This window comes from Roseivivax isoporae LMG 25204, from assembly GCF_000521865.1.
Lineage (GTDB): Bacteria > Pseudomonadota > Alphaproteobacteria > Rhodobacterales > Rhodobacteraceae > Roseivivax > Roseivivax isoporae.
Window position 1 is genome coordinate 18,393 of sequence record NZ_JAME01000022.1, and the last position, 22,353, is coordinate 40,745.

General features: G+C 62.5%; 18 protein-coding genes. All 18 read left to right on the forward strand.

The features are described 5' to 3' along the window. The first annotated feature begins 72 nt into the window (after positions 1-72). A complete protein-coding gene (locus RISW2_RS14340; RefSeq protein ID WP_009503761.1) occupies positions 73-666 on the forward strand; it encodes a hypothetical protein in 594 nt (197 codons plus the stop codon). A gap of 103 nt (positions 667-769) precedes the next feature. Further along, complete coding sequence (locus tag RISW2_RS14345; RefSeq protein ID WP_043772439.1) at positions 770-1,426, forward strand: DUF6927 domain-containing protein; 657 nt, start codon at positions 770-772, stop codon at positions 1,424-1,426. A gap of 104 nt (positions 1,427-1,530) precedes the next feature. Further along, entirely contained in the window at positions 1,531-1,830 is a 300-nt protein-coding gene (locus RISW2_RS24055; RefSeq protein ID WP_044353023.1) for a type II toxin-antitoxin system RelB/DinJ family antitoxin, read from the forward strand. Then, entirely contained in the window at positions 1,817-2,092 is a 276-nt protein-coding gene (locus tag RISW2_RS24060) for a type II toxin-antitoxin system RelE/ParE family toxin (protein WP_071974127.1), read from the forward strand. Before RISW2_RS24055 ends, RISW2_RS24060 begins: the two co-directional genes overlap by 14 nt. Positions 2,093-2,198: 106 nt before the next feature. Beyond that, complete coding sequence (locus RISW2_RS14350) at positions 2,199-6,461, forward strand: strawberry notch-like NTP hydrolase domain-containing protein (RefSeq protein ID WP_043772441.1); 4,263 nt, start codon at positions 2,199-2,201, stop codon at positions 6,459-6,461. Positions 6,462-6,583: 122 nt separating this feature from the next. Continuing rightward, complete coding sequence (locus RISW2_RS14355) at positions 6,584-6,970, forward strand: DUF6878 family protein (RefSeq protein ID WP_043772443.1); 387 nt, start codon at positions 6,584-6,586, stop codon at positions 6,968-6,970. 1 nt (position 6,971) lies between these two features. Further along, positions 6,972-7,433 (forward strand): DUF6915 family protein, encoded by a 462-nt coding sequence (locus RISW2_RS24065; protein ID WP_084615404.1) that lies wholly within the window; start codon positions 6,972-6,974, stop codon positions 7,431-7,433. A gap of 100 nt (positions 7,434-7,533) precedes the next feature. Next, entirely contained in the window at positions 7,534-7,836 is a 303-nt protein-coding gene (locus RISW2_RS24070; RefSeq protein WP_084615405.1) for a hypothetical protein, read from the forward strand. A 124-nt stretch (positions 7,837-7,960) separates the two neighbouring features. Next, entirely contained in the window at positions 7,961-8,689 is a 729-nt protein-coding gene (locus RISW2_RS14360; protein WP_043772445.1) for a DUF736 family protein, read from the forward strand. Between the two features lie 155 nt (positions 8,690-8,844). Beyond that, positions 8,845-9,381 (forward strand): hypothetical protein, encoded by a 537-nt coding sequence (locus RISW2_RS14365; RefSeq protein WP_244437569.1) that lies wholly within the window; start codon positions 8,845-8,847, stop codon positions 9,379-9,381. A gap of 149 nt (positions 9,382-9,530) precedes the next feature. Continuing rightward, positions 9,531-10,112 (forward strand): rhomboid family intramembrane serine protease, encoded by a 582-nt coding sequence (locus tag RISW2_RS14370; protein ID WP_043772449.1) that lies wholly within the window; start codon positions 9,531-9,533, stop codon positions 10,110-10,112. Between the two features lie 242 nt (positions 10,113-10,354). Beyond that, positions 10,355-11,164 carry a hypothetical protein gene (locus RISW2_RS14375; protein WP_043772452.1) on the forward strand — a complete coding sequence of 270 codons (810 nt, stop codon included), beginning with the start codon at positions 10,355-10,357 and terminating at the stop codon, positions 11,162-11,164. After that, positions 11,137-14,484: a DEAD/DEAH box helicase gene (locus RISW2_RS14380; RefSeq protein ID WP_084615406.1), complete on the forward strand. Its 3,348-nt coding sequence runs from the start codon at positions 11,137-11,139 to the stop codon at positions 14,482-14,484. The genes RISW2_RS14375 and RISW2_RS14380 overlap by 28 nt, the downstream gene beginning before the upstream one ends. Before the next feature lie 670 nt (positions 14,485-15,154). Beyond that, complete coding sequence (locus tag RISW2_RS14385; RefSeq protein ID WP_043772455.1) at positions 15,155-16,084, forward strand: DUF2493 domain-containing protein; 930 nt, start codon at positions 15,155-15,157, stop codon at positions 16,082-16,084. Positions 16,085-16,622: 538 nt separating this feature from the next. After that, positions 16,623-16,829 carry a hypothetical protein gene (locus tag RISW2_RS14390; protein WP_043772458.1) on the forward strand — a complete coding sequence of 69 codons (207 nt, stop codon included), beginning with the start codon at positions 16,623-16,625 and terminating at the stop codon, positions 16,827-16,829. 562 nt (positions 16,830-17,391) lie between these two features. Continuing rightward, positions 17,392-17,973, forward strand: coding sequence for a transposase (locus tag RISW2_RS14395; RefSeq protein WP_043772460.1), 582 nt, complete (start codon positions 17,392-17,394; stop codon positions 17,971-17,973). Then, entirely contained in the window at positions 17,960-20,293 is a 2,334-nt protein-coding gene (locus tag RISW2_RS14400) for a relaxase/mobilization nuclease domain-containing protein (RefSeq protein ID WP_043772461.1), read from the forward strand. Before RISW2_RS14395 ends, RISW2_RS14400 begins: the two co-directional genes overlap by 14 nt. Positions 20,294-20,301: 8 nt before the next feature. After that, positions 20,302-22,302 (forward strand): type IV secretory system conjugative DNA transfer family protein, encoded by a 2,001-nt coding sequence (locus RISW2_RS14405; RefSeq protein WP_043772463.1) that lies wholly within the window; start codon positions 20,302-20,304, stop codon positions 22,300-22,302. Positions 22,303-22,353: the final 51 nt, after the last annotated feature.

The following is a 22,353-nucleotide window of genomic DNA, read 5'->3' on the forward strand; positions in this document are numbered from 1 at the left end:
GTCCTCACGCGACCCGCGCGAGGCATTCCCTGCGCGGGTCGACCCTCCCACACCCAACGAAAAGACATCCCCATGGCTATTCTCAAGTTCTCTGCCTCCGCTGTCGCAGCGCAGATCGCCCACGCGCGTGCCTGCAAAACCTTCCTGCCCAACTGGAACGGGCCCGTTGACAGGCCCGCCCTGATCCTCATCGTCGGCAACGGCGTGCATCTGCGCTCGAACGGCATCGACGGCACAACCACCCGCATCGTCACCACCGAACAGGCCGATCCGTCCTTCGCCTTTGCCGACGGCATGAACCCGTTTCGCGACACCGATTGGATGGCGCAGCGCCGCATGGCGTTTCGCGATCTGACCGGCCAGTTCTACACCGACATCCTGGACGATGTGCAGGTGCTCATCGACCGAGGGCAGGGGGCGATCCGGCTCGCCACCGATGGCCACAGTATCCGCGTCTTCGTGCGCCGGGCCTCGGACTATCTCATCGGCGGGACCTACGAGGTGCCCTCGGGCCTCGGCGGCACCTTCCGGGTCATCCTCAAAGATGCCTGCGACACCTTCGCGATCGTGCAGAACTGCGGCAATTGCGAGGATTTCGACGCAATGCAGCCCTACCGCGTGCCGCTCGATGCGCTGATGGAAATCGATGACCGGAGGGCGGCGTAACGCGCCCTTTCTCAAAAAAGCATCGCCAATACCCTGCCGGGCCTGCGGCCCTCTCGGGACATTGGCGACAACAATTTTCCCAAACGAGAGAAAGGACTCTGAGATGGGATGGCTTTTCTACACCGACGGCCGCGTCCAGACCTACGCGGATGAGAAAGCGGAGATTGCTCGGCTGTGCACCTTCGAGGGCGAAAGGCGCAAGACGGAACTGGTCAAAGCCTGCAAGGTGGGTTCGACTTGGTACGCGGCGGCAAGGGTCACCAATCTCGACGGCACCGCTGTCGAAGACGCGACCTATGTCACCGATGCGGATGGCTCCATCACGTTCGGGGCTGTCTTCCTCACCCGATACGATGACGGCTGCTGGGGCTACAAGGACATGGAGGAAAGTGCTGGCCCGAACGAGTCTCGTGCTCCGCTTGGGCTGATCGAGCTCCTCTCCGACCTGAAAGACCCGGACAGCTACGCCCAGGACTGGCGACAGCGCTGCCGGGATTGGGCTGCGATCCCGGACTACGAGGAAGGCGACAAGATCAGGCTCGCCACGCCCGTGACGCTCACCGATGGCAGTACATGCCAGATCGTCACCGCGACGCACTACAAGCGGGGGCGGCAAAAACGCCGCTGCTACCGCATCGAGGAAACCGGTGGGCTCGTGCGCCTGTCGAAAGCGACGCTGGCGGGCTCGGAGCTACTCAGCTCCGCGAAAGGTGCTGCCAGCCCGGTGCTGGCGGAGTTCCTGGCGAGGCAGGGTGGTTGAGTTTCTCGCTGAGACAACACCACGGAACCACGCGCGCACATAATGCCGACTTGAAATCGTATCTCAAATGAGATACATCACTCCCATCAACTGGAGGACCATCCATGCCTGCCCAAACATCCATGCTTCATGTTCGTGTTGACGATCAGCTGAAAGCACAGGCTTCGGACGCACTTGCGGGCGTCGGTCTGACGCTCTCCGATGCGGTGCGTATTCTTCTGACCCGCGTGGCCGCAGAAGGCGGATTGCCTGCCGGATTGACCGCTGATCCGGATGCCTATGACGCCTGGTTCAGGGCGAAGGTACAGGAAGCGCTGGACGATCCAAGGCCCACAACGCCCCATGCCAAGGCGATGCAAGACGCCCAGGCATTGATTGACGGGAAGCGCCTTGCCAAATCTTGAATGGAAAGCCACGGCCATAGCCGACTTGCTGGCAATCATTGACTACATCTCTGACGACAACCCGGATGCCGCCCAAGTTCTCAAAGACGAGATTGAACACAAAACGTCCCTCCTTCCAGAACGCCCTCAGATGTACCGCGCGGGCCGTGTGGACGGGACTAGGGAGATGGTTGTTCGGCCGAACTACATCGTGGTTTATGCTGAAAGCCCTGAGATGGTGACCATTTTGCGCGTTCTTCATGCTGCGCAGCAGTGGCCATGATCGGGGTGCCGGCCCCCCGCTAAGAAATTGCCCGCTCTACGCCTTCAAAGTGTAGAGCGGGCTTTTTGTCCTTTGGAACTCAGACCCTGATCCAAAGGAAACCCCCATGTCCAAGCCCAAACCGGCAAATCCGGCTCTCTCAATCTCCGACACTGACCTCGCCTCTGCCCTCGTGCAGATCGGTGCGGAGGTCGACCACCAACCCCTGCGCAGTTCAGCGCTGGCGCGCATCATGCGCGAGACGTTTCTTGGCAGCGATGCCGGCGGTGCCTGGGACTGGCGCATGGCATATGACCTGATGCAGGCCGCGGCTGTCCAGGTGCTGCTGCGTGGGAACGGCGTGGCAGGTGACATCGCCGCTGCAAAGCTGCTTGCCTCGCGGCTGCTGACGGAAACCCGCCGGTCAGAGCAGCAGATCCGGCTGCAGCAGTTTTCCACGCCGTTGCCTTTCGCGACCATGGCGGTGCGGGCGGCAGCCGTTCGCAAGGGCGAGACCGTGCTGGAGCCCTCGGCTGGCACCGGTGCCCTGGCTGCTTTCGCCGCCCGGGCCGGTGCCACGCTTCTGCTCAACGAGATCGACCCCTTTCGCCAGCGCCTCCTACGGGCCCTCTTCGGCGGCGAGGTGACGGGCCATGACGGCGAGCATATCGATGATCTGCTGCAGACGCCGGTTCTACCCGACGTCGTGGTGATGAATCCGCCCTTCGCCTCCTCGGTCGATCGGTCGCGGGACAAGCACATCGCCGCCAAACATCTCATCGCGGCTGCAAAGCGTCTCGCGCCCGGTGGGCGGCTGGTGGCGATCATGCCGCCGGGGTTCACGCCCGAACGCGATGCCGCGCATTGGTCACGCGCCTGCGGTCTCCTGACGCTGCGCTTGGCGTTGACGATGCCGGGGCAGGTCTACCGCAAGCTTGGCACCTCTGTCGAAACCCAACTCATGGTCTTCGACAAGGTGCAGGAGGACGGCGAGATGATCCGCGCCAGTGTGCGGGATCTGGATGAAGCCCTTCCTTTTGTCGACGCCGTGGCCGCGACCCGGCCCGAGATGCGCCCCGTACAACAGGCAGCGGCGATCCCTCATGCTCAGCCGACCGTTCCATCATCTACTCCGCGCAAGGCCGCCGCTGCGCCTGTCGCCGCCTCCAAACCCCTGGCCAATGCCGTCTGTCCGCTCAGCTTCACAAGCTTTGAGACCCCTCGCGACAACACGCCCATCTCGGACATCTATGCGCGCTACCGTCCTCAGCGGATCGAGATTGCGGGTGCGCAGGAACATCCCACGCCGCTCGTTGAAAGCATCGCCATGGCCTCTGTGGCCCCGCCCATGCCCTCAAACACGGGCAGTGATGACTTGCGGCTGCCCGCACGGTTGATCGGGGAGGGACATCTCTCCGAGGCGCAGCTGGAAACCATCATCATGGCGCATGATGCCCATGGGCGCGATCTGCCCGGTCGGTTTACCATCGATGACGACCAGACCAAGCTGACGCGCGCCGATGATGACCCTAATGCACGGGCCTATCGCCTCGGCTATTTCCTTGGCGACGGCACCGGTTGCGGCAAGGGGCGCGAATGCGCAGGGCTCATTCTCGTGAACTGGCTGGCCGGACGCAGAAAGGCGATCTGGGTCTCCAAATCCGCCACGCTCATCGAGGACGCCATCCGCGACTGGACCGATCTCGGCGGCTCGCCCGCCGACATCCAGCCGCTCTCCAAATGGAAACCGGACCAGCCGATCCCGATGGGCGACGGGATCCTTTTTGTCACCTACGCCACGCTGCGGTCCGCGGGCAAATGCGGCACCACGCGACTGAGCCAGATCCTCGCTTGGATGGGTGAAGACTTTGACGGCGTTCTTGCCTTCGATGAGGCCCATGCCATGCAGAACGCGGCCGGGTCCGAGCAGGGCAGGGGGGTCAAACCTTCCCAGCAGGGCCTTGCTGGCCTGCGGCTGCAACTGGCAGCACCCCGCGCCCGCGTCTTCTACATCTCGGCCACGGGGGCCACGAGCGTGCACAACCTGGCCTATGCCGCGCGGCTGGGGCTCTGGGGGCAGGGGCCGGAATACCCCTTCCCGAGCCGCGAGAGTTTCGTCTCGGCGATGGAAGCCGGCGGTGTCGCCGCCATGGAGGTGGTGGCGCGCGATCTCAAGACGCTCGGGCTCTACACGGCGCGTGCCCTCAGCTTTGATGGGGTGGAATATGACGTGCTCGAACACGCGCTCACCCCGGCCCAGATCGAGATCTACGACGCCTATGCGGGCGCGTTTCGGACGATCCACCACAATCTCGAGGCGGCGTTGACTGCGACCGGCGTCAACGACGCCTCGGGGGAAACTAATGCGTCGGCCGCACGCGCCTCGGCCAAGTCCCGCTTCGAGAGCACGAAGCAGCGCTTCTTCAACCATCTCCTAATGGGCATGAAGGCTCCAAGCATCATCCACGCCATCAAGGACGATCTGGCGGCGGGCAAGGCTTGCGTCATCCAGGTAGTCTCGACGGGTGAGAGCCTGCTGAAACGCCGACTTGAGACAATGGACCCGGAGGATGAACTCGTCGAGGGTGCCTTGACGCCGCGCGATTATGTTCTGGGATACCTCGAACAGGCCTTCCCGATTCATGCGCAAAAGCTGGTCGAGATCGACGGCAACATGGTGGCGGAACCTTTGCGGGATGAGACCGGCGCGCTCGTTGTTTCGCGCGAGGCGCTCGCCCTGCGCGATGCGGCCATGATGGAGTTGATGACGCTTGCCCCGATCCCCTCGGCGCTGGATCAGATCCTCTGGGCCTTTGGCGATGAGGCCGTGGCAGAAGTCACGGGGCGGTCGATCCGGCCCCTCAAGGCCGAGGATGGTCATCTCTTCATCGAGAAGCGCGCCGCCAGCAGCAATTCATCCGAAACCCAAGCCTTCATGGACGGCGAAAAGGATATCCTGATCTTCTCCGATGCGGGCGGTACGGGCCGGTCCTACCATGCGGCGCAAACGGCGAAGAACCAGAAACGGCGGCGGCACTATCTACTGGAGCCCGGCTGGCGCGCCGATGCGGCCATCCAGGGGCTCGGCCGCACGCATCGCTCTGCCCAGGTCAGCGCGCCTTTCTTCCGGGTCTGCACCTCGGATGTGCATGGCGAAAAGCGTTTCACCTCGACTATAGCCAAGCGCCTCGACCAGCTGGGGGCCTTGACCAAGGGCCAGCGCGAGACCGGCTCGCAAGGCATGTTCCGCGAGGAGGATAATCTCGAAAGCCCGATCGCGCGGGCGGCGCTGCGTGGGTATTTCGCCGATCTTGCCGCCGGGCGCGCTGAGGCGATGAGCTACGAGAACTTCACGGACTGGACAGCCCTGCGGCTGATCGACAAGGACGGGGTGCTCCTTGAGGAGCTTCCCCCGATCCAGCGCTTTCTCAACCGGGTTCTGGCCCTGCCGATCCACATGCAGAACGCGCTCTTTGCGGAATTCATGAGGCGGATTGCCGATCAGTCTGAGCGGGCGCGCGCGGCGGGCATGCTCGATCTCGGCGTCGAAACCCTGCGTGGCGAAAAGATCGAACAGGTCTCCACGGAGGATCTCTGGACCTGCCCGAAATCCGGCGCCGTGACGCGGATCATCGGACTTGAGGTGACGGACCCGGTCCACGTGCTGTCAGCGGATGAAGCCCTGTCGCGCAACCCCGACAAGCTGCCGATGGTCAATCGCGCCTCCGGTCGCGCGGCGCTCATCTCGGCACGCCCGATGCAGATGTATGACGAAGACATCGTCACGCTGATGCGCAAGGTTGTGCGGCCAAACGGGTCGAGCTACCTGGAGGAGACGCGGTTCGAGTCCTCGGCCTGGGAAGACATCGGCAAGCCTGAGTTCTCACGGCTTTGGGATGCCGAGGCAGCGTCCCTGCCAAAAACCACCACAACCAAGCTCTACCTGCTGACCGGGCTCTTGTTGCCGATCTGGAAGGACATTCCGATATCCAATGAGCGCATCTACCGGGTCACGCCCGATGGGGCGACCGCCATGATCGGGCGCACGCTGAGCGAGGAAGGGGCGGCCGCGCTGCGCGCCAGCTTCCTCGTGTCCAACCCGCAAGCACCGCAGGAGATGTTGACCGCCGCCCTCGGCACCACCGCGCCTGTCGATCTGGGCCGGGGTCTGACCCTGACCCGTCGCCGTGTCGCAGGCGAGATGCGCCTCGAGCTGGGCGGCGCGGATCGGAGCATGATTGATGGCCTCAAGGCGCTCGGCTGCTTCACCGAGATCATCGCCTTCCAGCTGCGGGTGTTCCTGCCGCATGGGGACGGGATCGACACGGGAAGCATTCTGGCCCGGATCGTGGGGCAGGAAGCCGCCATGACGTCAGAACAAGCCGCCTGAAAAGTCAAAGCGAGCTTTCGGTCGGGCGTCGCGGATCGGGGTTTGCCCGGGCTGCGCTTTCCGGGCGCGCGCTGACCAATGCCAGGCCCGGCCCCCCCAAATTCAGATAAGAGGACAGACCCATGACCAATCCCCAGATCGACTATGCCGCAATGGCGGCTCAGTGGCGTGTAGAGCGCGAAACCACCTTGAAGGCATCCAGAGTGGAGCTGCTCGCGCAACTACGTGCGCTTGGCATCAGCGAGGTCGCTGTCGATTACGAAGGCTATGGCGACTCCGGCAGTGTCGAGGATGTGACGGTGCAGCCTGCAGAGGTCAACCTGCCGGAGCCGCTTGTCACAGAAGTTGGCGATTTCGCCTGGTCGCTCGCCTATCACCATCACCCGGGGTTCGAAAACAACGAGGGCGGCTACGGCACGCTGTCCTGGGACATCACCGCCGACAGTATCACCTTGGATCATGCCGACCGCTATGTCGAATGCTCGCACAGCTATGTCGAGGGTCTTTGAGATGGCCCATCCGCTTCATCATGCCGAAAGCTCTGCCCGGAAATTCGGCGGGGTGCCGTCTGACTATCAGGCTGTGCACGATTGGTTCGATGCCTCGAAAGAGCATCTCGCGCTCTTCACGCACCGAGCCATGCGCCACCACGCTCAAGGCCTGTTCGAGGCCGAACGTGTCTTCGGCCTGACCCTGACCAATAGCGCTGGTCGAGAAATCCCCGTGCGCTGGATCGGCGAGCAGCATGTCCGCGAAGACTGTCAGGGCCGCATTCCGAGCATGGCGGACTGGCTGCGACGGATCCAGCCTGAGCCATGGATGGCCAATGGCCATATCGACCGGCATTCTGGCGATGAGCCCTGCGGCGACCCAAGGGTTGCCTGGGCCTCCGAGGTCGCCGCCGGAAGAACGGTTCTTGGCCTGAAGGATTGGATGGCGGCACGCGCGACGCAAGCCGCGCAAGGTGCCTGACAGATCTCGGTCGTTTGCCAAACGAATGCTGCATGGAAGCCCGGTTGGACGATCGGGCTTCTTGCGTCGTTTCCCCACCATTCTTCGTAAGGAGGACGCCATGACACTCGATGACATCAAGGCGGCCGTCGATGCCGGCCAGACAGTGCATTGGGCCAATACCGGCTACATTGTCCACAAGGACCGGCTTGGTCAGTACCTCATCACCTATGTGCCGAATGGTAGCTGCATCGGTCTGACCGACCGGGGCGGGCACCGGTTGAACGGAAAAGAGGCGGAGTTCTTCATCGCGCGATTGGAGGACGGCGCGGAAAATCCGGGCAGCCAATCAAGACCAGACGGCCAGGGGTGGGGCGTAGCACCCGGAGGCGTGGGTGCATTCCCACTCGGACGGCAGATCTGACCCGTGGGCGGGGCTGAAAGTAAAGCAGGCTTTCTGATTTGTGATCCCTCAAGGGGTCGAGAAAGCAATCCCGGATGCGTTGGCAAGAACGTCAGGCACCGGCCAATCCAAAAGGAACCATCCCATGTTCGCAGGAACCCTCACCCGCAATGTCGAGACCGCAGCCGTTCAGTACACCGGCATGATCCACTCGACGCGCTTTGACATCGCCATCCAGTTGGAGGCGCGGGCCAAGATGTCTGAACGCAGCCCGGATTTTGACGTGACGGCAGTCAACAAATCAGGCCGCAAAGTGCGCATCGGCACGGCCTGGAACGAGACCGGCAATACCAGCGGCAACCCCTACATCTCGATGCAGATCGATGTCGGCTTGGGTCCGTTCCGGGTCAACGCGGTGCAGACGAAAGAAGCGCGCGCGGCCCAGAGCGGCGAGTTTGAGATCATCCCGCTGGTCTCGAACGGCCTGATGAAATCCGGCTCGATCTCGGGGGAGCTCACCGCCATGGACGCCGACAACGCCTTCACCGGCTACATCGCCAACATGATGTTCGATCTGGAGTTCATGCTGATCGAGAACAGCTACAAATCCGAGGAAACCCACCCCGATTACCGTGTCGAGGTCAGCTCGCCCCGGGGCACGCCGATCCGCGTCGGCTCGGCGTGGATGGCGAAAAGCAGCCGCACGGGCAACGACTACCTGTCGCTGCTGATCAGCACGCCTGATGGCGACCTGCGCGTCAACGCCGTGCAGAACGAAGAACAGCGCGGCGGGCAGACCTTCTCGATCATCCCGTTCATCGACAGCGGTGAGCAGCCGCAGGACGCAGGCGCGGGGCTGTCGCTGGTCGCATGATCAGCGCGCGAGACTAGACGATTTGCACTGAAAGGGGAACCGTGGGATCACGGTTCCCCTTTTTCCATGTCCGTTGGCGTGAAGGACGCCACCCGCTTGCGATCTGCTGAATATGATATACGATAATATATTATTGAATGGACGAGGGTAGGCGCATGGTGGTGAGACTGGGAAAAGCTCCGTGGTTCGAGAGCTTTGATGTAGAAGCAGAGGTTGCAGAGCTTCTTGCTCATATCGAGCGCTGCACCGGATTCGCGCTACCCGCCCGAAAGCGTGAAGTCATCTTGACCCATGCAAGAGCAAAGCTCGACAGGACAAGGCAGGCATATCTGGAGGCCAAGGCGGCGGGAAAGCCGGTGTCCACATCGCGGCGTGCGTATCTGACCGACCTGCAGGACACGATCTTCATGGCGATCCCGGAAGAGAACCTTGCGCTGATGCCGCTAAACGAACAGGTCCTGAACGACCCGTCATTTTACGCGGACGCCATGCACCGCGCCGCTGCGATTAGCGAGGATGAGCTTTTCATGGCGTTGTCCTCATCGCTGAACGATATGACGGTCCAAGACGCTCGGGCGTTTGTCGCGAAGCTGTGGCACAGCACGATCGATGACAATTCCCGCAAGTATGCCGAAGCCCTGAAGCGCCCCGAGCGTGAACCGCAGCCCTTTCGCCCGGGGAACACCGTGTAACATCGGAGCCATTCTCTTGGCTTGAGCCGTACCGAGGTTGGCCGCCTCAAACCCCCCTTTCCTGGAGGTGGCATCCTGTGCAGCGCGCGAAAGCCGTTGAAGGTGCTGTGGTGACGTCTACTGTCGCCAACATGATGAACCGGGATCACATGCGCGCCTTCTTGCGGCGCGCCGCGGCGCTTGCCGCTTTTGTCGCACTGCTCTGGGCGGTCCAAGTCGTCAATTGGATCACCGGCTACGGCTTGAACCCGGCCTTCGGCCTGATCCCCCGGCACGTCAGCGGATTGGATGGTGTCATCACCATGCCCCTCCTGCATGGAAGCTTCGCGCACCTTATGGCCAATACCCCGCCGCTCTTGGTGATGGGTGGGCTGCTGGTGGCCACGACCACGAGGGCCTTGCTGTCGGTGAACGCAGTGGTGATCGGCCTCGGCGGCGGACTCGTCTGGCTGTTCGGAAGCTCCGCCATCCATATCGGTGCGTCAGGGTTGGTCTTCGGCTGGTTTGGCTTCCTCGTCGCGCGCGGCTTCGTGGATCGCTCATTGATCACGCTGGGCGCGGCACTGGTGGTCGGTGTCCTCTATAGCTCCATTCTCTGGGGCGTTCTTCCGGGCCAACCCGGCGTCTCGTGGGAGGCGCATCTCTTCGGCGCCATCGCGGGCGCGGCCGCTGCAGCCCTTGTCCGGACGCATGTCCATGCGCCGCGCCTCGGCGGTGTCGATCTGGACTGAAGCGCTACACCTGCCCAAAGCTGCCGCTCAATGAGAGGTCCAATACTGCGACGCAACGATATTAAATATCTAATTTTTCTATTTCAGTTGCGAATTGACCGAGGCTTCCTGCGATCGTTGCAATTCTGGTGTTTGCGACCCATTCTCCGCGTAATGTTAACCAGGTTAGGAATATCCATTAACATTCACCGCATCGATGTCCTCTGGGCAATACTCGACCCCGAACAGAATGACTGATCACTATGGTAATTGCGCTGACACCGATCCGAGAGGGCGATCTATGGTCCGGGTCTACATGGACGGTCGAAGACGAAAATGCGTTGGCCGGGCTGCTTGCTCGCGTGGCCATCGGCCAAGCCAGAGTTGCCGAGCGCATTCTGCACGAGGACGGTTTGGTTGACATCAACTACCCAATGGGCGGCTATGAAAGTGCGCGGAACCTACTCAAGCTTGGCACAAGTGGTGATCCGGCCCATCGTGATGGTTGGATGTTCCAAGTGATCTCGTGGATTGCCGCGCACCGCGCAGGGAGGCCGGGCATGATCCGGTCGCCACACATGCGACATGCGGACAAGGGCCTCGATGGGCTCTTGGTTGAGTTCGAAGACACGGAGATCGCGCGAGTAGTGATCTCTGAGGAGAAGGCAACGGGGAATGCTCGAACTATGGTCCGGGATCGGGTTTGGCCCGAGTTTCAAGACTTTGAGACGGGCAGACGGGATGCCGAACTCGTCGATGGTGTCTCAACGTTGCTTGCGGGTGCCGGGCATCCTAATCCCGATGCCGTGGTTGCCGCCATCTTGTGGACGGAGAAGCGGGCCTACCGGGTTGCGGTAACGATCGACGACACGCACGCTTCGGAGAAAGGCCTCAAGGCTCTCTACAAGGGCTACGAGGCAGCAGTCTCCGGCGCGATCGACCGTCGCCGGGCGGAGGCCTTCCAAGTTCAGAATCTCCGGCCCTGGTTCGAAAATATCGCCGTCAGGGCAACCGCCATCATCGATGCCGAGGAGGCCGCCATTCAATGTATGACGAGAGAACGGCCGATCTGATCCGATCCGCCCCAGACCTTCCCGGCCTCGATCGAAATCGGTTGCCGGAACAACTGTCGCAAGCGTTTGCTGAGATCGTGTCTGCCCGCATCGCATTGCGCGATACCGAGACCCCTGCGGGCGACATCAGCGAGACCATCGCGTTCGCGCGTAGGCTTGCCGCGACCAATGAGGTGTTGGTTACGACGAGTCCTGAGCGCGAAAACCGTCGCGCTGCAAGCTTCGTGGCAGCGTCCGCGCATCAACTTGTTCATCAGGCCGAAGCTCTTCTCGGCTTGGCTTCGAGGACTACTACATTCACAGCGGACGCGATCAGTTCCGACGTCTCCGCAATGCTGCTTTTTTTGATCGCAGGCTCGTCTGCCGACGCCACCGAGGTCGCGCGGGCGCTTCGGTCACCGGCGGAAGATCGGCTTCAGCACGAACTCGTACTGAACCTCGGCTGGTTAGCGCGCGGAATGATTGGGACAATCCTCAACCAGGAGCGACGTCCGGTCACCGAGCTGGTCGCTGGCGAAGGCGTCGATGGCACGCGAGCCGCGAATGCGTTGTACCATCGACTTCTCGAAGGCGTCCGTGCCCTCGCGGCTGTTTTGGGAGGCATTTCGGACGCGGATCGGGACCGACCTGCCGCGATCTTTCGTGGCGTCGCCAGGTCAGCGAGACCAGACGATGCCATTGCAATCGAAGGCTCGCCGCCGATGCCGATCGCCTCGTTTCCAGGTCCGTTCCACCTGGCGCGGCTTCTCGAAACGGCGACTTCGGCACTTCTCGAGGCGGCAGTCATCAATATCAACCCGCCGGACGGTGTGCCTGCGGATCGCTGGCATCATTCGATGGCACGAATCGCGAAGAAGAGGCCATACCTCTGGACTAACCATCTTGCCGCAATCAGGGGAGGCTATCTCGAACCGGGTACATCCTGTGCTGTTGGCTTTCCGACAGGCGCAGGTAAATCGACTACCGCTCAACTGAAGATCCACGCAGCTCTCCTGCGAAACCTGAAGGTGGTTTTCCTCGCGCCGACCCATGCGCTGGTCGATCAGACGGCCCGGGATCTGCGGGCCGCCTTCCCGAACACCAACGTTAAGGGACAGCGCGCAGAGGAGTTTGAGGAAGGCACGCTGCTCGAAGAGTTGCCTGACATACTCGTCATGACCCCGGAGGCATGCCTCTACGCGAGTCACATTGAGCCTGATAGCTTCGCGGATGTCGGATTGCTGATCTTCGACGAATGCCATTTGATTCATCCGAAGACTGACGGGGATCGGCGAGCCATCGACGCGATGCTCTGCCTAATTCGCTTCACGCGAATCGCCCCGGAGGCTGACCTCGTCCTCCTATCGGCGATGATGAAGAACACGGCAGAAATCGCTGAATGGCTTGGGGAGCTGACTGGGGGAGAACTGAAAGGGCGTCGATCAATCCCCCTTGACGACGTTTGGAAACCAACCCGGCAGTTGCGGGGCTGCGTCGTCTATCAGGCAAACGAAATCGAACATCTGAACCAGAAAATTGGGGAGGCGTGGAGGAGTAAGACGACAAAATTTCCGCCTGTAGGGCTCAAGAGGGATCTACACGCGTCCCCATTAGGACTGTTCAGTCTGAAACAGACATGGGCCTCGATGAAACGCGACGATTACGCCCTGCTCTCGCTCTTGGATCATCAGGTTCTGCTGACGGCGAACAACTACTGGAGCCTAACCCCAAACTCAGGCGAGCTTGCGTCGCACATCGCGGCATCGGCATCAAAGGCTGGACTCCGGACCCTCGTCTTCTCCCAGTCAATCCCGAACGCATGGTCGATCGCCAAAAAGGCATCGGCGCTCATCGGCGCTCCACCGACCGAACTCACTACAGCCGAAAAGGACCTATACGAAACGGCAGTCGATGAAATGGGCGACGCGGGCGATGTATATCTCGCCGTCGAGGACGGTCTTCTGCAAAGCGCTGCCACGGCGCATCACGGCCTTTTGCTTCCCTACGAAAGAGATTTGGCGGAGAGGCTTTACGGTAGGGACGACGGCCTGCGGGTACTCGCAGCGACCCCGACCTTGGCGCAGGGGATGAATCTTCCTGCCGATTTGGTGATCATCGCTGAAGACAGCCGCTTTGATCGTGAAACGAACCGTCGCGATCTTCTCGATGCCGCTGCGTTGCTGAATGCCGCTGGGCGGGCAGGACGCGCGGGTCAAAGCGCGTCGGGTATCGTGCTGATTGTTCCTGGAAAGGTTGTTCCCCTGTCAGATGAAGAGGGAACGATTGGTGAGCAATGGACGCAGCTCCGGGAGGTCTTCAGCCAGTCCGATCAGTGCTTGGTGCTCGAGGATCCATTCGAAGCCGTCATGGACCGTGTCCATCACAAGGCGGAGGACGCCGGAGATCTGGAACGGTATGTCGTCAGCCGTCTAATGGAAACGCCCTCAGATGGCGAAGATGGAGGCTCGCCTCGGGTCGATCTGTCCCGGAGCCTCACGGCGTTCCTAAAGCGTAAGGCGGGTGACGAACAGTGGGTCGCGAGCCGTACGGAGGCAGCCCTGTCTGTCATGTCCGGCGCCGATGAAGATGCTGTCGTGCTGGATCAGAGATACCGAGACCTCGCCTCCATGGTGGGTCTCCCAGAGGACGTGCTCAAAGCTTTGTCTGACGCGCTTGCCGACGCCCAAGATGACATGGCAAGCACGGTGGCCGGGATCTGCGAGTGGATGTTCTCATGGATGGAGGCCAATCCGGGTCACCTTTTCCGAATGATTAAGCCCTCGACCTTCGAAGATCTCTTTGGGAAGACCTATGGAGACTTGGCATCGGATGAAGAGAAAGCGAGGTACGCGGTTCCCAAGCTTGAGGCGACTCTGCGACAATGGATGGACGGCGCGCCACTGAAAGAAATCCAGCAGACGATATCGCCGAATGGGGCTTCGGCGGAGTTCTCGCCTGACGCACGCAAGTTTGTCATTCGCATGATCCCCGACCTGGCGCACGTGATGGGTTTGCCTTCTCGTATGATGCAGATATTCACGCCAGGAGGATCTGAGCCGAATACGGTGGAGGGTGCGGGCCCCCTCCTCCTCGCTCATGTCTGCGTTCGACGAGGGCTTCGAGATGCAGAGATGGCAGCATTTTCGATGTCGGGGGGAGCCTTGCCTCGAAGGGCGACCCATCGGGCGTTCGATGAGGTACGCCCGCATGTGGCTGCAGCAGAAAGCGGCGAGACGCTCGAAAATCTCAAGGAAAGGGTTCGCGCGGGCAAGGACCTCAAGCAGGCAATAGAGGCGTTCTCGAATATTGACCTGGGTCCGTTCGACAGCACCCAGTTGTGACAGAAGGGTACAGTGAGCGTCGAGCAGGCACATCGAAAGTCCGCTTTCCTGCCCATCATGTCGCATGCTGGAGTAGGTACTTTGTATAGCTGGCGGCGTGGTCGCCTGCACTTCAACCTTGGCTTAAGCCTTGCGGCCTCCCCAGCTCGGCTTCGCGTGTCGCAGGGGAGAACGGCCCTTCGGTCCGTCGCGCATTCGGCCATGCGGCCTCACCGCGGCGTTGCGCCTGGCATCCCGGTTTGCCCGCCTCGCGAGCACGTCCCTCCCCGGCCGCTCCGCCGGATTGCGCTCCGGTCTGTTTTGGCCCGAGGCCAAAACGATCCTGCCGCTCCATCCGTCTTCCGCGTCCGGTCGGGCCGTTTGCCTGCTCGGGTCGGGCAAACCTACCGTCAAAACACACACACATGAGCGTGGAAGCATATCCTCCGGATGGCCCCCAAATCAGCCCGCGTCAAGGATCGCAAAACTTTTCGGCGAGGGCGGTGCCCGTGGCGCGGGGCGGACCCGTGCGTGAGGGCGCGCATGTGTCGGGTGTTGCGCACGGAAAACTTTTGCGCCCGGCAAGCCGGCGGCTACGCCGTCCCTGACCCGGGCAGATTCGGAAACCAGGCATTCGGCCATGCCCCCACACTCACGTGGTGGCCTAGGAACCGAATACTGGAGACCAAACATGGCTTACGACACCGCAAACACCTACGAGACCATCGAGCTTTTCGGACTGACCGAGAAGGACGCGCAGCTGCCGATCCCGGAAGATCACATCCTGACCGACCACATCATCCGCGAGAGCTTCGAGGCTTTGCTCGGGCAGCTGCGCGGGACCGGGCTTGAAGCAGAAATCGAACCGCTGGCCCATGGGCTCGCGACGATCCTGCAGCGCCGCAAGGTGGCGCTTGGCAAGGAGGTCGACCGCACCGCTGACAAGATCGGCGCGCTGGCAAAATCCCACGACGGATCGGAGATTGCCGAGACGGCGCTTGAAGAGGCGCAGGCGCGCTTTCTGCACCTGCGCGAGATTGTCAGCGCCATCGAGGTGATGAGCGAGGCGGCGGCGGAATGCTACGAGATCGAGACCGGTCACGCCTTCATCCCGGCAGCCGGCTCGCGCGCAAGCGTCCGGGCGCAAGAGACCGGGGCGGTCTTCGAGGCGCGGCAGCTCCTGGAGCAGCACGACCGCGAGACTGCCGAGAAATCGAAAGTCGAGGGGGTGCCCCTGATCGTCTCAGGAGCCACCGACTGGACAGATGTCGATGTGATCTTCAACACACTCGACAAGGTTCGCGAACGGATCAAACAGAACCGCAATCAGGAGATCTTCCTCTGCCACAAGGGTGGCAAGCACGGGGCGGAGATGATTGCGGCTCGGTGGGCTCGGGCACGCGGGGTCGCACAAGCGCGCTTCGATCCGCGCTGGTCCGCGCATGGGCGGGCGGCGCCGTTCAAGTGCAACGACGAAATGCTGGACGACAAGTTCGCGGCGACGGGGGTTGTACTCTTCGGCGGCAACGGGGTCGCGCTGAACCTCGGGCAGAAGGCGGAAGCGAAAGGCCTGACGGTCATGCGGGTTGCTGACCCGGCTAAGAAGACTGCACAGGATTGAAGAGAGGGGGTCGCGCTTGGCGCGGCCCTTTCGTCATGTCTCATGGCGCGTGCGGTCGGTCACGTGTGATCGGCAGCTCGCAGCAGCCAGCACCGTCATCCCTCTACCCGGTCCGTCAGAGTGCGGCCCATCCGCATCGGTATGGGCTGGGGATGGTACGCACCTCACGCACATCGTCAGCAGCGCAAGACGCGAGGGGTCGAGACGTCGCATATGAGGCTGAACACCTGCACGTCCCTCGGGGCGTGTTTCGGAACATCGCATCCACGCGGGCGGGCTCCGTCAGCACCCCGGCCAGGCTCGGCGGGACGCGGACGCGGATGGTGGCGGCTGCGTGATGGCAAAGGTCATCCGGATCACTCCTTTTTGCTCATAGATGTGGATCGCACGGGGTCGGCCCAATCGTGCCCTCAGCTCACGCTTCGGCAAGCACAAATACGGCTTCCACGGCTGGCCGCGGACCCTCCGCATTTGCGCTTGCGACCGGGCCTCTTGCCCCCGTGCCGGGTGATCCCCATCGCAACAAGGAGTAACCCAAATGACCAACCACTACGTCGCCACCGTCCCCGTCAAGTTCACCGATACCGATGGCCAGGAGCGCACCCGCTTCCAACGCGTCGGCGCGATGTTCCGCAACACCCGCAACGGGGACGACTCGGAGTTCTTCAGCCTCAAGCTCGACTTCCCGGTCGCGGTCTCGGAGCTGGTGATGTTCCCACCGAGCGCGAAAGATCCCCAGGACTAAATCCTCTGACGAGGATGGGCCGCCCCAGGACGATCTTGGGGCGGCCCTGTCCCTGTTCCAGGGATGCCGTCACCGGCGCGGGTGATCGCCGACAGCGACCTCCCCCTGGTGCCGGGCGCCGTGCGCTCAAAGGACGATCGCCGCTCGCATTAGTCTGGCCGCGACAGACCGGCCAGTCAGCCTCAAGGGGGCCATCCACAAAAACCTATCGGCCAGGGCCTCCCGGTTTTTGCGGCAGAGATTTGGGGACCCAAATCTGGCCCTCCTTGACCCTGACTGTCCGCCCTGTCGGTGGGGTTTGCGCCCGCCCGCGGTTCCGTCCGAACACGTGGTGTTCGGCCAGATCCTCGGGCGGGGCTGGTGGACGGGACCCCTAGGACAGGTCGGTCGCCCGGTGGTGAAGGCGGCAGAGCCGCGTCCCTGCGGGCCGCGGGGGAAGCGGACACCAAGGCTGCCTGAGCCTGAATGCGACGTAAGTATATAATTGACAGCATGATATATTATCGTAAGGTAGGGGCAGCCTTGGTGGAAGGTGGCAGGAAATAGGGGGTCTTTCTTCCGCATGTCCCGAACAAAACGCCTGACAGAGATCGAGAAGATGCAGATCGTCCGCGAGGCCGCGGAGGGTGTGTCGACGTCCGAGCTGGCCGAGCGTTTCGAGGTCACATCGCGGGCCGTGCGCTACGTCCTGAAAGCCGATGCCGAGCGCCAGACGGATGCCGCAATTCCGGTCTCAGCGGTCAGTGTGAAGGTGACGGCCGCGGAGCTTGAAGCCTTCGACGCGGTGTTGGCGAAGGCGGGGATCGAGAGCCGGGCCGAGGGGCTGCGGCGGCTCATTCAGGCGGCGGGTGGGGTGTTCGTTCCGGACGCGCAGATGGCTGCTGAGATGGCGCGCTACCGCGCCTCGCTGCACAAGGTCGGCAATGGAGTCGCGCAGATTGCCAAGCAGATGACGCAGGCCAACCGGCAGGGGCAGAGGGCTGGCTCGGAGTTCACCGAATTGCGCCTCGCGCAGATGCGCGGGCTGGCGCGGTTCATCCTGGATTCTGCTGACGAGATCGACCTGCTCCTGCGCCGCCGTCGGGACGCAATGCAGCTGCAGGCCACGGCCGCGCTGAGGGAGTTTGCCCATGCGGCTGAATGATGCCGTCCATGCCGTCACGGGCGAGGTCTTTCGGGATGGCTGGAGCCGCGTCCGGGGCTCAATGCAGGGGCTGCACGTGGCCAAGCAGACCCAGCTTGCGCGCGCGGCAGCAGGCCACCGGCCAGCGGTCTTCAAGGCGATCAGAGGCGGGGGTACGCATACCAAATCGCAGCTCGCAAACCAGCTCGAGTACCTCACAACCAAGTCCACACATATCGTGGACAGTAGCGGGTTCCTGGATGGCAAAGCGAAGCTCGAGGCGGGTGACATCAAGGACCTGACCGAGCGCTTTGCCAAACGGTGGGATGCGGGCTTCAAGCCCAAGCTCGGACAGACCACCCATATGCTCATGTCCTTCCCCATCGGCACGCGCGGCGAGGATGTGCGCGACATCGCGACGGACGTGGCCGAGCGGTTCTTCCAGACCGACGCGGGGCATTTCGACTACATCATCGCGGTGCATGAGGACCGCGATCACCCGCATGCGCATCTGGTGCTGAACCGCCGCTCGCAGGAAGGCGAGTTCTTCTTTCTGGGGCGCAACCACCGCTTCAACTATGACGACTTCCGCCTCGCCATGGTCGAGGAGGCGGAGAAGTATGGTGTGCGCCTGGAGGCCACGCGCCGGGTGGATCGCGGGGTTGTGCATTACCCAGCCCGCACCAGCGAGGTTTATGCGGCGAAAGAAGAGGGTCGCGCGCCTGTTGAGCGGGAGCGTGTGGGGCAGGACCTGACCCGGACGCTGGCGGAGATCGCCAACACCAGAACTGTCTACCATTCGCTTGCTGCGGAAGCCTCCAGAGAGGCCCGCGAGGATATTGCCGCGGCACTCTTCCGCGCGGGCGAGGTGCTCGCGCATGGCGGACAGATGGACCGAACAGGAGATGTGTATATGGCCGAGGAACAAAGCTTCGAGGATCTGAGAAGCCTCTATGCGGAGAAGCTCGCGCGGGTGCAGGGCATGATCGCCGAGAAGTCTGACGCGGAACGTCCCGTGCTGGAAAAACGCCTCATCGAGATCCAGACGCAGGTCCAGCACATGCAGCCTCTCGGTTTGCGATCATCCACGCTGTCAGAGACCCCCTCGGAGGGCGGGATCTATTCCGAAGCCAATATTGACGCCAGCCAGCGCGAGCGACTGGCCGAGCCCGACCTGAGATCGCGCATTGACGCGGCACTACGGGGCACCGGGATCAGCACATCGGAAGTGGTGGCCCGGATCGAGACGGGCGCCTCAAATGCAGCGCTCGAGCATCAATGGATCGCCAATGATCTCTCCAAGGTGGCGGAGGCGCGGGATCTGAACCTCGAACGCCGCGCCGATCTGGAACAGGCGCGCGACATTCTCAACGATGTGCACGTCGAACTTGGCACGCTGTTGGAGCGCGAGAACGTGCTGCGCCGGGATGGCGTCATGGAAGCGGAACCGGTCAGCGAGCGGTTCCATTATCACCGGGACGCGGTCCGGGAGGTGGAAGGGACAATCCGTCAGGAGATGCGCGCAGAGGGCCTGACCACACAGCAGATCGAGGACCGGGACTGGGAGGTTGTCTCAAGGGCGGAGCGCCGAATCGAGACCGAGCAGCGCGCATATCTCGCGGCACACCCGGACTTGCTCGCACGTCCCGGCGATGTGATCGACCGGTCTGAGCCCTACAGGGAGACCATCACCGATGCGGCCCGCGCCAGCGAGATCACCCGCGAGGTCGACCGGATCATGGAGGCACGCGACGTCCGCATGCCCGTTGCAGATGCAGTCACGGATGACTTGCGCGCGCGCTATCCGGACATGCCGTCCCACCTCGCTCGCGGGCTCGGTGCGACCTACGCTGCCGTCGTCGAGATACGCGACACGGAGGCCATCAATCAGGTCCGCCGCGAAACCGAGATGCGCGACGGGCTCGGGTCTGGCTCGCGCGACGCACTCCTCGCAGCCCGCGGTGAAACTGCGCCGCAGTCTGCCCGTACCGACCGCCTCGCAGACGAGATTGCGCGTGTTCTGGACCATGAGCGGGCGGGGGAGTTGTCCGCGCCCTTCGAGACCGAGGCGGAGCGGGACGCCTTCCGTGGCGAGATCGCGCGGGTGCTGGACGTTCGCCAACTCGACCGGCTCACATCTGGCGATGCCGATGCGCTGGACAAGGTTCTCGAGGACCGCCTCGACCGGCTCTATGTCGCCAAGGTCTACCTGCAATCGAATGCAGCGACGGCCAACACGGAGGCCTTGCGCCAGGTGGTCGATGATCTTGCCGACACCGAATACGAAAAACACCGCACCACAGACGTGGATGGCGAGACCGAGCGGGGACAGGTCCATTGAGCGCCGCCATGGGAAAGGCGCGGATCGCCACGGGCGTCCTGCTGGTGACGCTTGTGACCGGGGCCATGGGCTATACCATCGCCTCGGCGGTGCTGACCTACCAGGATCTCGGGTTCGGGGCCGAGATCGACTTTGCTTATATCGCGCAGAACTACATGGCGATCCTCGATCGCCGCTCGGAGGACGCGCAACTTATTCACCTGATCATCGGCAGCTTCGCCGCCGCCGGCCTGATGCTGAGCCTCGCCCTCTCGGGGTCCGCCCTGACACGGTTTGGCCAGACCCATTGGCAGACCCCGCGCGAGATGAAGGCCAATGGCTTCTTCGGGGCGCCGGGCACCGGGTTCATCCTCGGCAAGCTGGGGCCGCCGGGCTCCCGCGCCAACTACATCTGCTCCAAGGTCTTCCCCCATGCGCTGATCGTGGCCCCCACGGGCCGCGGCAAGACCACGGGCTTTGTCATTCCGAACCTGCTGACCTGGCAAGGCTCCGCCGTGACGCTCGATGTGAAGGGCGAGTGTTTCGAGGCCACGGCCCGGCATCGCGCTGCCCAAGGCGACAAGGTCTATCGCTTTGCCCCCACCGATTGGGAGGGCAAGCGCACGCATCGTTACAACCCGCTCCTGCGCATTTTTGAGCTGAAAGATCCCGCGCGCCAGCAGATGGAATTGCAGCTCTTGGCGACGCTGTTCCTGCAAAGCGACAACGACCGGGTGCAGGGCCTCCTCAAGGGCGGAATCGATCTCTTCGTGGCGGCAGGGCTCTTGGCCTTCCAGCGCAAGCGTCCGACCTTGGGCGAGATCTACCGCATCGCCGCCTCGGGCGGGAACAAGCAGAAGGAGTATTTCGCGCGGGGCCATGAGGTGGACAACAGGGCCGCCAAGCTGATCTTCACGCGGCTGGCCTCGACCAACAACGACACGCTGACCTCCTATGTCTCGCTCCTGATGACATCGGGGCTCGATCAATGGCAGAACCCGGCCATCGATGAGGCGACGGCAGTCTCGGACTTTGATTTCCGGACGATCCGCAAGAAGCCCTTTTCGGTCTATCTCGTGGTCCAGCCGCTAATGGTCAAACCCCTCGCGCCGCTGATCCGACTCTTCTTCTCCGATCTGCTCTCCGCCATGCAGGAAAAGGATCCCGGGCCAGACGAGCCGTGGCCCGTGATGATCATGCTCGACGAGTTCAATCGCCTCGGCAAGATGCCCATCGTGGTCGAGAGCATCGAGACGCTGCGGACCTATCGTGGTCACCTCGCTGTGGTCACCCAAACCATCCCCGCCCTCGATGAAATCTATGGCGAGAACACCCGCCGTGCGCTGCAGGGCAACGCGGGCGTGAAACTTTACCTCACACCCTCCGATGAAAAGACCGTCGAGGAGCTGAGCAAGGCGGTCGGCAAGACCACGAAAACCGTCGTTACGCGGTCTCAATCCATCGGCAAGAACCCCTTTGAGGGCCGTAGCCAGTCCACACGGACCGAAGAAAGTTCTCTGCTCCCTGAAGATGAGGCGCGCCGCCTGCCGCTCGACGAGATCGTCATGGTGATCGATGCCCAGATGCCGGTCCGGGCAAAGCGGATCCAATATTTTGACGATCGGCTGTTCAAGGCGATCCACGCGGCGCAATCAGGCGAGTTGCCGTTTCCGAAGCCGGGGGGAGGGGGGGAGCAGGGCAATCTGCCGTTGAGTATGCGCGCCATGCCGATGACACCGCCGTCAAGCGGGCCCCGTGATTCTGAAGCTGATGTGGAGCGGGCACGCGAGGCTGTTGAAGGTCGACCGTCTGGCCAACCCGACGTCGTCTCAAAGAAGACCGCGCCCGTCGTTCAAGCTGTCATTGCAGAGGAACAGCGGCAAATGGAGATGGTTTTTGAGGGCCCGGTCGCGGATGCCGAGACAATGGGCGTGGAAGATGAGGCGCAGATGCGTTCCGCCGTCGATGGCTTGGACGACATGGAAGCGATGTTGCGAGAGGATGGAGGTCAAAAGCTAGTTGCTCGATAGGATGGCGGGCGCGTTCAGGATGTTTGCAGCCGCATATTTAGGTCTGACGTG